The organism is Pseudomonas paeninsulae (assembly GCF_035621475.1).
GTDB lineage: Bacteria > Pseudomonadota > Gammaproteobacteria > Pseudomonadales > Pseudomonadaceae > Aquipseudomonas > Aquipseudomonas paeninsulae.
Genome location: NZ_CP141799.1, coordinates 1,546,168 through 1,558,688 on the forward strand (window position 1 = coordinate 1,546,168; position 12,521 = coordinate 1,558,688).

Below are 12,521 nucleotides of genomic sequence, written 5' to 3' on the forward strand. Positions count from 1 at the left end.
CGCCAATTCGCCTTAGCGAGCGGGTTTCTCTTTTTCCGGGCGAGCGCGTACCGACCGCTTCTGGCCAGCTTTTTTGCACGGCGTTTTTGGCGGTAGTGCGGGTTCTCAGCGCGTCGGTTTGGCCCCCTCGCAGCCGCGGCTGGCCGGGCGCTTGCGCTTACGCGGGAAGCTGCGCCCTGGACGCACGGCGCTGAGACTGTTGGTCATCAGCGCCAGCACGTTGGCCAGCCCCTGAGCACAGGGGCGCACCAGCAGCTCAACCAAGGTGTTCTTGAGGCGCGACACCCCTTGGGTGAAGTTGACCTTCCAGCGCAACTTGCGGCCTTTGTGGCGCTGCTCGATGACCGGTTGCAGCAGGTAGTTCATCAGCAGCCCCAGATTCTTCAGCAGTTGCCCGGCATGAAAGTCCTGCTTCACCGCTACCACGCTGCGACCGCTGAAGTTGTCCAGACTCAGGGTCTGCTTGACGCGGCGGTAGTCCGTCTCGATGCCCCATCGGCGGTGGTAGAGATCCGCAAACACCTCGGCCGGGAAGGCCTGCCGGTCCAGCAGAGAGGTCAGCAACACTTCGCTTTCACCGCTCGCCAGCTCGACCCGAACCAAGCGTAATTCGACCTGGCCCGTGGGATCGACGCCGGCCTCGGTACAAAACAAGCGCGCTTCTGGATGACTGGCCGCGAAGAACAGCGTGTCCTCGACCTGACCCGACCGGAGAAACTGTTTGACCTGCGCGTTGTAGCCACAAGGCAGGCGCATCAGGAAATGCCGCCGTTGCTGCTCGAACAGCGCGAACAACCAGTGCCCAGGGTAGCCGCGATCAAACAGCGTCAGGCTGTCAGGGGGCAGATGCGCGAGATGCAAGTGGGTGCAATCACGCTCGCCGACTTCGAATGGCACGATCAGGCTGTGCAGCGTTTGGCCGTCGGCGACGTCGTAGAGCATGGACAGGCGGGCAACGGGAAACTCGCTGTGGCTGCCAAAGAAGCGCGTCATGGCCGGCTCCAGCGGTAAATGTACGGTGGAGCCATCCACGGCGAGTACGCGTAGCCCGCACCACGTCTGGCGCAGCCCGAGGCTGTCGATCTGGTGCTGAAGGACTTGGTTAAGGCTCTCGAAGACCTCGGGCTTGAGCTTGCTGCGAGCCTTGCTGAAGGCTTGCGCGGTAACCACCTGGGTCTCGGCCGAGGCCTGATTTAGCACGCGATAGAACTGATCGAGTTCGGTCTGCAAGGCGGTGCGCGGCTGATTGAGCAAGAACAGGACGAGGTTCTTGAAGGTCAGCTGACGTCGGCGGGTAAAGTCTTGAGGGTGCTGGCGGTGGGTATCGATGAAGGCGGGACAATCAAGCTGGCTGGTTATTTTTTGTACAATTTTCAGGCCAGGGTTTGCTGGGCGGTGTCAAACGGTGTGGAATGAGAGGCCATAAGGAGTTTTCCTATGCGCTAATTTGAGCGCTAATTATATGATATTTATAGAGAAACTGCTTAAGTTGATGACATTGGGCTTTAGCCAGTCTCAGTGAGCGAAGCGAACGATTTGAACCGCTAGTTATGTGCTTCACTTGAGCCATTGGTCTTACTCGTCTTGGTTTGTAGCCTTGGCTGATTATATTAAAACCTCACCGTATTGACGGTATTTCTAATTTCAGTAGAGGTTAGTGCATAACGCCCCAGTCAGCAGCCTAGCAATGTGCCAGCTTTTACGATTTTTTTTGTAAACCATGGGCGGCGCTGTAGGATTTGTTGAATTGATTCGTTACGCATAGGCCTGAGAACTACATTCCAATTTTTCGGTATGAAACTATGTGAGCAAGAAATAGTTTACAGTACCTTTCGTTAAACCTGATTTTGTACTCGTTTTCATCCTCTGATAGCTTCACCCAGCCATCGCCGAAATACTCGTTGATGTTGTCGACAGCTTCACACTTATTAATTAGATGCTTCTTATTCCATTGATAGGTGCATGACAAAACCATAACACCATTGATAGCAGTTGCCTCCTTTAAAGCATCAACCATGCTCTGTGGTGATTCACATTGATCTAGAACGTTTAAGCAAATTACTAAATCAAACTTCCCTGCAACTAATCCGCGTTCAAAGGGTGGGCGGCCGCGGAAACTGAGTGCAACACCTGACCTTTCCGGTAAGGTGCGGCCCAATGGAATATCACGAACTCAGCATTGAAGAGCGCGCCACGATTCAAGTGGGTCGGTTGCATGGCATGAGCCAGCAAGCAATTGCCCAAGCACTTGGTCGCAACCGCTCCACGATCAGTCGTGAACTGCGACGTAACACCGGCTCCAACGGCATCTATCACGCACCTACGGCCCAGGGGCATATGCGTCAACGTCGAGAGGCGTGTCGCCCGCAAAAGAAGCTAGTGCCGGGCAGCGAACTGCTTGAGTTGGTGGTGGAGTTGCTGCGAAAAAACTTCTCTCCCGAACAGATTGCCGGCAAGCTGCGCAGCATGGATATTCCCAGTTTTGAAGATGCTTACGTTTGCCGCGAGACGATCTACAGCGCGGTCTATGCCCTGCCTGTGGGCGAGCTGCGCAAGGAGCTGATCCAGTGCCTGCGCCAGGGCAAGAGTACGCGTAGGCCGCGTGCAGGGGGCGTTGATCGGCGCAACCAGATCCCGGAGATGGTGAGCATCCATCTGCGTCCGCCAGAGATTGAAGACCGCTTGATGCCGGGGCACTGGGAAGGTGATCTGATCAAAGGCAAGGCCAACGCCTCTGCTGTGGGCACGCTGAACGAGCGCAGTAGCAATTACCTGATGCTGATCAAGATGAACGATGCAACGGCAACTTCGGCGGTTGAGGGTTTCAGTGCGGCCCTCAACCGGATGCCGCTGGCTGTGCGCAAGAGCATGACCTACGACCAGGGCAGGGAAATGACCCGGCATGCTGAGATCACCCAGAAAACAGGGGTGGCAATCTACTTCTGCGACCCGCACAGCCCCTGGCAGCGCGGCAGCAACGAGAACATCAATGGCCTGATTCGCCAGTATCTGCCCAAGGGCACGGACTTGTCTGTATGTAGCCAGGAACAGCTGGATGCCATCGCTTATGAGTTGAACATTCGTCCACGTAAGCGCTTCAACTGGAAGTGCCCAATTGAGGTGATGTCAGAGATGATGGAAAAAGCGATGACGATGCAACATGATGCGCCCGCTTCAATTCAATAACCGTGTTGCACTCAGCTCCTGCAACCGCCGTGCTTTGATTAGAGAAAAATTAATATGACTACAATCTTTTGTTATCGACTCAGTTTGAAAATATAAACTCTCTAATTCGCTTGCGCTCTTGATATAGGGAAATTCACAGCCACTGCCGTCAATTAGTATTCGTTTGAAATTTGAGAGCAGTCGTTGAGATGGTTCAACTACAGTAACGGACTTTATATCAGCATATTTTTTTACTAGCTCGTAGCAATTCCTGCCAAGAGCAGGTCCTACCTCAAGAACAGTTTCCGGAGAAATAGAGTCCCTCTCAAGAGCGCTGCTTATAAAACGAGCCACATTACTAGTGTGATCTGATAAAATAAAATAATCGGGTACTGACTTAGATTTGCTTTTTAGGACTTCATGTACTCCGTCATCTCGTAACTTATCTAGCCACTGCATTTCAAAGTAAGCAGCTAAGCCTTTTTTATCTATGTAAAAATCATCCATGTATTAAACCTGGTAGGTAATTAATGTCTTTCGGAGTGCATAACGTTTGGTTAAGGGGCTGACTTTAGCCAGTCCCAGTGAGCGAAGCGAACGATTTGAGTGCTGCTAGGCAACCGTTGATTAGCCTGCAGATCGTTCGCATTTGTGGCCTGAAAAAGTATCAAAAATCTGACGGTGTGCGTGGTACGACCATTGATCTTGACGTTCATAGTAGCCGGCAACCCAAGTTTGTAGATTCTCTAGCATTTCATCTTGAGCTTGCTGAGACGAATACTTATGAGGTTCCCATGGGCGATGTCGGTTGTGCTCAAGACAGACCTCAAGCCCAGGGTTAAGAAAGATCAACTCAGAGCAATAACTTGTAGTTGCTTCAATGAGTTCGCCGTAGCAGCCCTCAATAACCCAATTTTTATGGGTGGTAAGAAATGCTCGAAGTGATTCGCTCACAGCTTCTGGTGCCCGTGGAACAGCAATTTTGCCGGGTTCCCATACGATTGAATCAAGATCGAGATGGGCCAATCCGTGATCTTGAACTAGGCACTGAGCAAGCGTGGATTTTCCCGAGCCGGAGTTGCCAAAGATAAGAATTTTCATTAGGCCTAACGTTTGGTTAAGGGGCGGGCTTTAGCCCGTCCTGAGTGAGCGCAGCGAACGGTTTGATCCATTTGTTATATTCCGGTTAACTCCAGATGGAGTAGTGGAAATGGGTTGCCCTGCCCATCTAATGGGGAACGACCAGTTACACCAAAGCCTAAATGCTCATAAAATCCGGTTGCATCAGGGTTCTGTTCGTTAACATCGACTTTTCGCGCCCCCTGATTTTTTATGGCATTTTTTAGTAATAGTGATCCGATGCCTTTATTTCTGTACGATGGAGATATAAAAAGCATTTCAATATTTTGTTCTGCGACCCCAATGAAGCCAACGATTGCATTGCTTTCATCTTTAGCAACTCGCAAATCCACTGCGTCGAAATAATGCTCAAGTATTAGAGGTTTAAGAGAGTCAATATTCTCTTCGTTCAGGAAATCATGTGTGGCACGCACTGATGACTCCCAGATTTCTATTAACACCAAATAGTCGCTTTTTGTGACTGTGTCGATCTGCATACGTACCTTAGGAATATAACGTTTGGTTAAGGGGCGGGCTTTAGCCCGTCCCAGTGAGCGCAGCGAACGGTTTGAACCACTTGTTAGCCGTTTTTCACTCTGGATTTACGTATTTTCGCAGTATGAAAATACCCGCCGCCATATGAGCGGCCTAGCATTAAGAACAATGTACATGACGAAATACTCAGTGCCAGCAAGGCGAAGTAAAACCAATTTATAGACTTCTCAATGCCGAACTCTGGTAGAGAATAAAATAGTAGCAGCGCCCAAAGTATAAAAACATAAATGCTAATTATTTGGTTGATTTTTGAAACCGATATTGATGAAGGTCCGGTAATGAGGTGAACAGCTTTTTCACTGAGATTACTTGTTGAATTTCTAGACATTACAATTTTATAAAGAGGCCCTGTAACTTTATCCTCTAGTACGTCAACATGCTTTTCCCAGTTCTCTTGCCAAAATTTGCTCCCTCTATTGACGCATACCCACGCAAAAGAAAAAACAAAGCCGAGACAGGAAAGGATTACTGTAAGGTCTTGTTTGTTTTGGGCTGATGAGGCTTGTATAGCAAGAAAGCCAGCCATTGTTGCGCCGATAAATGTCCAAAAATATGACGCGCGCTTCCAATATAGTTCGATTTCGAATTTTCTTATGTCGAGTGCCTGCTTTAGAGCCTCGACCTCTTTGCCTTTGAATGCGAGCTCATACTCTTCGGGGGTTATTTCTTTTGTCGTGATATTTTCGGTCATATTCTTATGGCTAACGTTTGGTTAAGGGGCGGGCTTTAGCCCAATGTCATCAACTTAAGCAGTTTCTCTATAAATATCATATAATTAGCGCTCAAATTAGCGCATAGGAAAACTCCTTATGGCCTCTCATTCCACACCGTTTGACACCGCCCAGCAAACCCTGGCCTGAAAATTGTACAAAAAATAACCAGCCAGCTTGATTGTCCCGCCTTCATCGATACCCACCGCCAGCACCCTCAAGACTTTACCCGCCGACGTCAGCTGACCTTCAAGAACCTCGTCCTGTTCTTGCTCAATCAGCCGCGCACCGCCTTGCAGACCGAACTCGATCAGTTCTATCGCGTGCTAAATCAGGCCTCGGCCGAGACCCAGGTGGTTACCGCGCAAGCCTTCAGCAAGGCTCGCAGCAAGCTCAAGCCCGAGGTCTTCGAGAGCCTTAACCAAGTCCTTCAGCACCAGATCGACAGCCTCGGGCTGCGCCAGACGTGGTGCGGGCTACGCGTACTCGCCGTGGATGGCTCCACCGTACATTTACCGCTGGAGCCGGCCATGACGCGCTTCTTTGGCAGCCACAGCGAGTTTCCCGTTGCCCGCCTGTCCATGCTCTACGACGTCGCCGACGGCCAAACGCTGCACAGCCTGATCGTGCCATTCGAAGTCGGCGAGCGTGATTGCACCCACTTGCATCTCGCGCATCTGCCCCCTGACAGCCTGACGCTGTTTGATCGCGGCTACCCTGGGCACTGGTTGTTCGCGCTGTTCGAGCAGCAACGGCGGCATTTCCTGATGCGCCTGCCTTGTGGCTACAACGCGCAGGTCAAACAGTTTCTCCGGTCGGGTCAGGTCGAGGACACGCTGTTCTTCGCGGCCAGTCATCCAGAAGCGCGCTTGTTTTGTACCGAGGCCGGCGTCGATCCCACGGGCCAGGTCGAATTACGCTTGGTTCGGGTCGAGCTGGCGAGCGGTGAAAGCGAAGTGTTGCTGACCTCTCTGCTGGACCGGCAGGCCTTCCCGGCCGAGGTGTTTGCGGATCTCTACCACCGCCGATGGGGCATCGAGACGGACTACCGCCGCGTCAAGCAGACCCTGAGTCTGGACAACTTCAGCGGTCGCAGCGTGGTAGCGGTGAAGCAGGACTTTCATGCCGGGCAACTGCTGAAGAATCTGGGGCTGCTGATGAACTACCTGCTGCAACCGGTCATCGAGCAGCGCCACAAAGGCCGCAAGTTGCGCTGGAAGGTCAACTTCACCCAAGGGGTGTCGCGCCTCAAGAACACCTTGGTTGAGCTGCTGGTGCGCCCCTGTGCTCAGGGGCTGGCCAACGTGCTGGCGCTGATGACCAACAGTCTCAGCGCCGTGCGTCCAGGGCGCAGCTTCCCGCGTAAGCGCAAGCGCCCGGCCAGCCGCGGCTGCGAGGGGGCCAAACCGACGCGCTGAGAACCCGCACTACCGCCAAAAACGCCGTGCAAAAAAGCTGGCCAGAAGCGGTCGGTACGCGCTCGCCCGGAAAAAGAGAAACCCGCTCGCTAAGGCGAATTGGCGCCCATTAAGCTGCCGCCAAGGTTACACATGCGCTGAATCGGGGAGCAAAACCGGTGGCGGTGCTGCTGCAACCGAGCGCTCAAGCCCTGGATTTGCTTGCTCCAGGCAGGGCTGGGAGCTTAAGTTGATGACATTGGGCTTTAGCCCGTCCCAGTGAGCGTAGCGAACGATTTCAACCGTTTGTTAGCCCGGCAACCGAAATGACTCACAGCCCCTTATTTTTGCAAGTAGTCTGATCTATGAATACGTCACCTAGTTTTTCGTTATACGCGTTGCTGTATGCGAATGTATATGACAAGCCTCTGTCGAATGCTGGGTTCTTCGCGTTCTGGGCACAAATTTTTGGAATAATTTCGCTTGCTGTTGCGTCCAGCCATTCTTTAATTGTGTTGGGCGGCAAACCTTTCTTTACACGTATTACATTCTCGAAGCGAACATTCCTACCGACTGCAACCGCGTTAAATGAAACTGTCATATCATCCAGCATTGCCTGCTTGTTTGCATTACTTTGCGCGGCTATGTTTCCCGCGATATCCTCGATTTGCTTTATTTGTGCGGCATTGAGTTCATTGTTAGGCACAACAATAGCTCTCAAGGTGTCTTTTGCCGTATCGGTTGAAAATATAAATTTCCATGCAATAAAGGCTACGGCACATACTGCCCAAAATATTATGTTTTTTTTCATTGTCTAAATCTCCTCCAAGAGTGGGCTAACGTTTGGTTAAGGGGCGGGCTTTAGCCCAATGTCATCAACTTAAGCAGTTTCTCTATAAATATCATATAATTAGCGCTCAAATTAGCGCATAGGAAAACTCCTTATGGCCTCTCATTCCACACCGTTTGACACCGCCCAGCAAACCCTGGCCTGAAAATTGTACAAAAAATAACCAGCCAGCTTGATTGTCCCGCCTTCATCGATACCCACCGCCAGCACCCTCAAGACTTTACCCGCCGACGTCAGCTGACCTTCAAGAACCTCGTCCTGTTCTTGCTCAATCAGCCGCGCACCGCCTTGCAGACCGAACTCGATCAGTTCTATCGCGTGCTAAATCAGGCCTCGGCCGAGACCCAGGTGGTTACCGCGCAAGCCTTCAGCAAGGCTCGCAGCAAGCTCAAGCCCGAGGTCTTCGAGAGCCTTAACCAAGTCCTTCAGCACCAGATCGACAGCCTCGGGCTGCGCCAGACGTGGTGCGGGCTACGCGTACTCGCCGTGGATGGCTCCACCGTACATTTACCGCTGGAGCCGGCCATGACGCGCTTCTTTGGCAGCCACAGCGAGTTTCCCGTTGCCCGCCTGTCCATGCTCTACGACGTCGCCGACGGCCAAACGCTGCACAGCCTGATCGTGCCATTCGAAGTCGGCGAGCGTGATTGCACCCACTTGCATCTCGCGCATCTGCCCCCTGACAGCCTGACGCTGTTTGATCGCGGCTACCCTGGGCACTGGTTGTTCGCGCTGTTCGAGCAGCAACGGCGGCATTTCCTGATGCGCCTGCCTTGTGGCTACAACGCGCAGGTCAAACAGTTTCTCCGGTCGGGTCAGGTCGAGGACACGCTGTTCTTCGCGGCCAGTCATCCAGAAGCGCGCTTGTTTTGTACCGAGGCCGGCGTCGATCCCACGGGCCAGGTCGAATTACGCTTGGTTCGGGTCGAGCTGGCGAGCGGTGAAAGCGAAGTGTTGCTGACCTCTCTGCTGGACCGGCAGGCCTTCCCGGCCGAGGTGTTTGCGGATCTCTACCACCGCCGATGGGGCATCGAGACGGACTACCGCCGCGTCAAGCAGACCCTGAGTCTGGACAACTTCAGCGGTCGCAGCGTGGTAGCGGTGAAGCAGGACTTTCATGCCGGGCAACTGCTGAAGAATCTGGGGCTGCTGATGAACTACCTGCTGCAACCGGTCATCGAGCAGCGCCACAAAGGCCGCAAGTTGCGCTGGAAGGTCAACTTCACCCAAGGGGTGTCGCGCCTCAAGAACACCTTGGTTGAGCTGCTGGTGCGCCCCTGTGCTCAGGGGCTGGCCAACGTGCTGGCGCTGATGACCAACAGTCTCAGCGCCGTGCGTCCAGGGCGCAGCTTCCCGCGTAAGCGCAAGCGCCCGGCCAGCCGCGGCTGCGAGGGGGCCAAACCGACGCGCTGAGAACCCGCACTACCGCCAAAAACGCCGTGCAAAAAAGCTGGCCAGAAGCGGTCGGTACGCGCTCGCCCGGAAAAAGAGAAACCCGCTCGCTAAGGCGAATTGGCGCCCATTAAGCTGCCGCCAAGGTTACACATGCGCTGAATCGGGGAGCAAAACCGGTGGCGGTGCTGCTGCAACCGAGCGCTCAAGCCCTGGATTTGCTTGCTCCAGGCAGGGCTGGGAGCTTAAGTTGATGACATTGGGCTTTAGCCCGTCCCAGTGAGCGAAGCGAACGATTTGAACCATTTGTTAGGTTTTTACGCAGCGCTATGTGCTGAAAAAATAATGATTGGAAAAGTACATTACTAAAGAGCCGAAGGCGGAAAATGCTTTCCAAGAAATCCAAGCAAAATTTATTGAAATTATGAGTTTTGCGAGAAGCGCCCAATGTCTTTTCATGGTGTTTATGGAGCAGCGCCAGATGGAAATTGAACAAAATAAAAAATACATAATATAAACCACTGCAATTGTAGTGGCGAACAACACTAAAGTTTCCTCTGTTCGTAGATTTAAAATATGACTTGCTTGTAATAGCACATGGCTTGCTGAGAGAAGTTTTATTAGTACTACAGAAATGGCCGTGAAAGAAAGACTACCTAGAACATACAAAAACCAGAATGCCTTCCATAGCGGTTGACTCCCTCCGATGAAGCTTATTTTTTGGCGAGGAGATGAAGTTGATGATGCTTCCATGTTGTAAACCTAACGCCGTGCTCTGTGGAAATTTAGGAGCGCCAGCGAGTAAATTTTCCGTAGCAGCACCTTGTTATACGTTACTTTGATGGAGCCGCTGCACTACCAGCAAGAATACCGCCATCTATATTTATTTCTATACCTGTTACGTATTTAGACTCACTTGATGCTAAATACAAAGCAGCATAAGCCACATCATTAGGTTCACCCATTTCACCAAGGGGAACATCAGCAGCTATAGCTTTGATTGCGACCTCTCTCTGCCCCCCGGTGTCAGGCTAGTTGTCGCTTCGGCTGATTTATCAAAACGGTAGATCGGGGGCGTCAAAGAGAGCTGATATGTCGAGTTATTCACCTGAACGTAAAGCTGCCCTGCTGAACAAATTACTCCCGCCACAAAACATGTCTGTGGCGGCGTTGTCGCGCCAAGAAGGCATCCCCGAAGCGACGCTGTATGCTTGGCGCACCAAGCTCAAAGCAGGAGGTGCGGTGGTGCCTGGAGACAAGAAACAAACCGATAATTGGCCGGCTGAAGCCAAGTTTGCAGCGGTGCTGCACGCGGCGTCCTTGAGTGAGATTGAGCTCAGTGAGTACTGCCGCAGCAAGGGTTTGTACCCTGAGCAAATCAGCGCATGGCGCCAAGCGTGCATCAGCGGCCAGCAGTCGGCCCAGGCTCAGCGTCAAGCCGAGCGCGAACAAGCGCGTGCCGACAAGAAGCGCATCGCAGAGCTAGAGCGCGAACTGCGGCGCAAGGACAAGGCGCTGGCAGAAACCGCCGCCATCTTGGTGCTACGAAAAAAGATGAATGCCTTCTGGGGAAACGACAGCGAGGACGTCTGACCTCGTTGCCAGAACGGCAACAACTCGTTGAGCGTTTTAACCATGCGGTGGTTTCGGGTGCGCGCAAGGCGGTTGCCTGCGCTGAGATCGGGCTGTCGCTACGCAGCCTGCAACGCTGGGCGTCTACGCCGGTGGTGCAGGCTGATGTGCGTACCACCACGCTACGCCCACGACCGTTGAACGCCCTGAGTGAGTGCGAGCGCAGCGCGATCTTGGCTGCCTGCAACAGCCCGGAATTCGCCAGCCTGCCGCCCAGCCAGGTCGTGCCAAGGTTGGCCGATCAAGGCCGCTACCTGGCCTCGGAGGCGACCTTTTATCGCGTCCTTAAAGCAGCCGATCAGCAGCATCGACGTGGCCGCAGTCATACACCGCACAAGCATGCCGCGCCGACCACGCACAACGCTACGAAGGCCAACCAGGTCTGGTCGTGGGACATCACCTACCTGGCTTCAAAGGTGCGCGGGAAGTATTACTACCTGTATTTGATCGAGGATATCTACAGCCGCAAGGGCGTGGGCTGGGAAGTCTACGAACAAGAAAGCGGCGAACTGGCGGCCGAACTGATGCAGCGCACCGTACTGACTGAGCGCTGCGCCGGCCGGCCCTTGGTGTTGCACTCGGATAACGGCGCGCCGATGAAATCAGTGACGCTGCTGAGCAAATTGTACGATTTAGGCATCACCCCATCGCGCGGGAGGCCGCGGGTGAGCAACGACAATCCGTACTCAGAGTCGCTGTTTAGAACCCTGAAATACTGCCCGCAATGGCCGCAGGATGGTTTTGCCGATCTGGACGCAGCACGCAGCTGGGTGCGCGACTTTATGCGCTGGTACAACCACGAACACCGGCATAGCCGCATCCGCTTCGTGACCCCGGCGCAGCGGCATCGTGGCGAGGATCAAGAGGTGCTGGCCAAGCGTCATGCGCTGTACCAGCATGCTCGCAATCAACACCCGCATCGCTGGTCGGGCGCGACTCGAAATTGGCAACCTATCGGCGCTGTCACACTCAATCCAGACAGAGAGCAACCGGCACTGAAAATAGCAGCTTAAAAACACGGCTGACGCGACAACTACCTTGCAAAACGCCGCTGCTCTCCCTCTCCCAGCATTGCATCCCACATTGGCGTTAATATTGCTGCGGGGTGTATAGAATTACAACGAATAGGATAGCTTTTTTCAGCACAATACAGCGCGACAGATTTTGTATGATTACGCAAAGCAGCTTTACTTGAAGCATAAGCAACCGCACCGGGAATTCCAACAATACCAGAGCGCGAAGAAATATTGATAATACTGCCAGCTTTAGAAGATTTCATTAAACGGATGCCATATTTACACCCTAATGCTGCACCATCAATATTAGTAGCATGAACTTTATGCCAACTTTCCATGTCCAGATTTTCTGGATCATGTGGGCCAGTGGATTCAAGAAAGCCTGTAATACCTGCATTGTTTACGAGAATATCTATGTTCCCATATTTTTCACTAATGATGTTTGATAAAGCTGACCACTCTGATTCTTGCGATACATCAAGGTGAAAATACTCTGCATTTTTACCTATATTTTTAGTCACTGACTGACCTAATTCATCATTAATATCTGTAACAATTACTTTCGCCCCTTCCAAAGCTAGTAATTCTGCAATAGCTTGACCAATGCCTCTTGCGGCACCAGTGACTAAAGCAATTTTATTTTCTACTCTGGCCATGATGAATACTCCTTAAACGTATAACGTTT

Annotated in this window: 12 protein-coding genes; 4 read left to right on the forward strand and 8 right to left on the reverse strand. The window is 52.6% G+C overall.

Features of this window, described 5'->3' with window-relative positions:
* Window positions 1–105: 105 nt before the first annotated feature.
* Complete coding sequence (locus tag VCJ09_RS07030) at window positions 106–1,377, reverse strand: IS4 family transposase (protein WP_324734620.1); 1,272 nt, start codon at window positions 1,375–1,377, stop codon at window positions 106–108.
* A 780-nt stretch (window positions 1,378–2,157) separates the two neighbouring features.
* On the opposite strand from VCJ09_RS07030, the gene VCJ09_RS07035 reads away from it, so the two are divergent.
* On the forward strand, window positions 2,158–3,186 hold the full coding sequence (locus tag VCJ09_RS07035; RefSeq protein WP_324730628.1) for an IS30 family transposase: 1,029 nt from the start codon (window positions 2,158–2,160) through the stop codon (window positions 3,184–3,186).
* On the opposite strand, the gene VCJ09_RS07040 is transcribed toward VCJ09_RS07035, so the two are convergent.
* From VCJ09_RS07040 to VCJ09_RS07055, 4 genes are all read right to left on the reverse strand, one after another.
* Window positions 3,175–3,672 (reverse strand): hypothetical protein, encoded by a 498-nt coding sequence (locus VCJ09_RS07040; RefSeq protein WP_324733713.1) that lies wholly within the window; start codon window positions 3,670–3,672, stop codon window positions 3,175–3,177. The two genes, VCJ09_RS07035 and VCJ09_RS07040, sit on opposite strands and share 12 nt — an antisense overlap.
* Before the next feature lie 120 nt (window positions 3,673–3,792).
* Window positions 3,793–4,266, reverse strand: coding sequence for a P-loop NTPase family protein (locus tag VCJ09_RS07045; protein ID WP_324733714.1), 474 nt, complete (start codon window positions 4,264–4,266; stop codon window positions 3,793–3,795).
* Window positions 4,267–4,340: 74 nt separating this feature from the next.
* Window positions 4,341–4,781: an acetyltransferase gene (locus VCJ09_RS07050; RefSeq protein WP_324733715.1), complete on the reverse strand. Its 441-nt coding sequence runs from the start codon at window positions 4,779–4,781 to the stop codon at window positions 4,341–4,343.
* Between the two features lie 83 nt (window positions 4,782–4,864).
* Window positions 4,865–5,530 carry a RipA family octameric membrane protein gene (locus VCJ09_RS07055; RefSeq protein ID WP_324733716.1) on the reverse strand — a complete coding sequence of 222 codons (666 nt, stop codon included), beginning with the start codon at window positions 5,528–5,530 and terminating at the stop codon, window positions 4,865–4,867.
* Window positions 5,531–5,695: 165 nt separating this feature from the next.
* Here VCJ09_RS07055 and VCJ09_RS07060 point away from each other — a divergent pair, with 165 nt between their 5' ends.
* Complete coding sequence (locus VCJ09_RS07060) at window positions 5,696–6,967, forward strand: IS4 family transposase (RefSeq protein ID WP_324734620.1); 1,272 nt, start codon at window positions 5,696–5,698, stop codon at window positions 6,965–6,967.
* A gap of 310 nt (window positions 6,968–7,277) precedes the next feature.
* On the opposite strand, the gene VCJ09_RS07065 is transcribed toward VCJ09_RS07060, so the two are convergent.
* A complete protein-coding gene (locus tag VCJ09_RS07065) occupies window positions 7,278–7,757 on the reverse strand; it encodes a hypothetical protein (RefSeq protein WP_324733717.1) in 480 nt (159 codons plus the stop codon).
* A gap of 180 nt (window positions 7,758–7,937) precedes the next feature.
* On the opposite strand from VCJ09_RS07065, the gene VCJ09_RS07070 reads away from it, so the two are divergent.
* Window positions 7,938–9,209 (forward strand): IS4 family transposase, encoded by a 1,272-nt coding sequence (locus tag VCJ09_RS07070; RefSeq protein WP_324734620.1) that lies wholly within the window; start codon window positions 7,938–7,940, stop codon window positions 9,207–9,209.
* A gap of 812 nt (window positions 9,210–10,021) precedes the next feature.
* Here the strand turns inward: VCJ09_RS07070 and VCJ09_RS07075 are convergent.
* Window positions 10,022–10,189: an SDR family oxidoreductase gene (locus VCJ09_RS07075; protein ID WP_324734621.1), complete on the reverse strand. Its 168-nt coding sequence runs from the start codon at window positions 10,187–10,189 to the stop codon at window positions 10,022–10,024.
* Between the two features lie 91 nt (window positions 10,190–10,280).
* On the opposite strand from VCJ09_RS07075, the gene VCJ09_RS07080 reads away from it, so the two are divergent.
* A protein-coding gene (locus tag VCJ09_RS07080; RefSeq protein ID WP_324730516.1) for an IS3 family transposase occupies window positions 10,281–11,833 on the forward strand; the annotation gives its coding sequence in 2 pieces (ribosomal slippage) (window positions 10,281–10,743 and window positions 10,743–11,833; 1,554 coding nt in all).
* Window positions 11,834–11,853: 20 nt separating this feature from the next.
* Here the strand turns inward: VCJ09_RS07080 and VCJ09_RS07085 are convergent.
* Window positions 11,854–12,492, reverse strand: coding sequence for an SDR family NAD(P)-dependent oxidoreductase (locus tag VCJ09_RS07085; protein ID WP_324733718.1), 639 nt, complete (start codon window positions 12,490–12,492; stop codon window positions 11,854–11,856).
* Window positions 12,493–12,521 lie beyond the last annotated feature (29 nt).

Bases quoted from the DNA above. Each gene is read 5' to 3' on its own strand.
- VCJ09_RS07035 (WP_324730628.1), top strand. From the start codon at position 2,158: ATGGAATATCACGAACTCAGCATTGAAGAGCGCGCCACGATTCAAGTG.
- VCJ09_RS07040 (WP_324733713.1), bottom strand. From the start codon at position 3,672: ATGGATGATTTTTACATAGATAAAAAAGGCTTAGCTGCTTACTTTGAA.
- VCJ09_RS07045 (WP_324733714.1), bottom strand. From the start codon at position 4,266: ATGAAAATTCTTATCTTTGGCAACTCCGGCTCGGGAAAATCCACGCTT.
- VCJ09_RS07050 (WP_324733715.1), bottom strand. From the start codon at position 4,781: ATGCAGATCGACACAGTCACAAAAAGCGACTATTTGGTGTTAATAGAA.
- VCJ09_RS07055 (WP_324733716.1), bottom strand. From the start codon at position 5,530: ATGACCGAAAATATCACGACAAAAGAAATAACCCCCGAAGAGTATGAG.
- VCJ09_RS07065 (WP_324733717.1), bottom strand. From the start codon at position 7,757: ATGAAAAAAAACATAATATTTTGGGCAGTATGTGCCGTAGCCTTTATT.
- VCJ09_RS07085 (WP_324733718.1), bottom strand. From the start codon at position 12,492: ATGGCCAGAGTAGAAAATAAAATTGCTTTAGTCACTGGTGCCGCAAGA.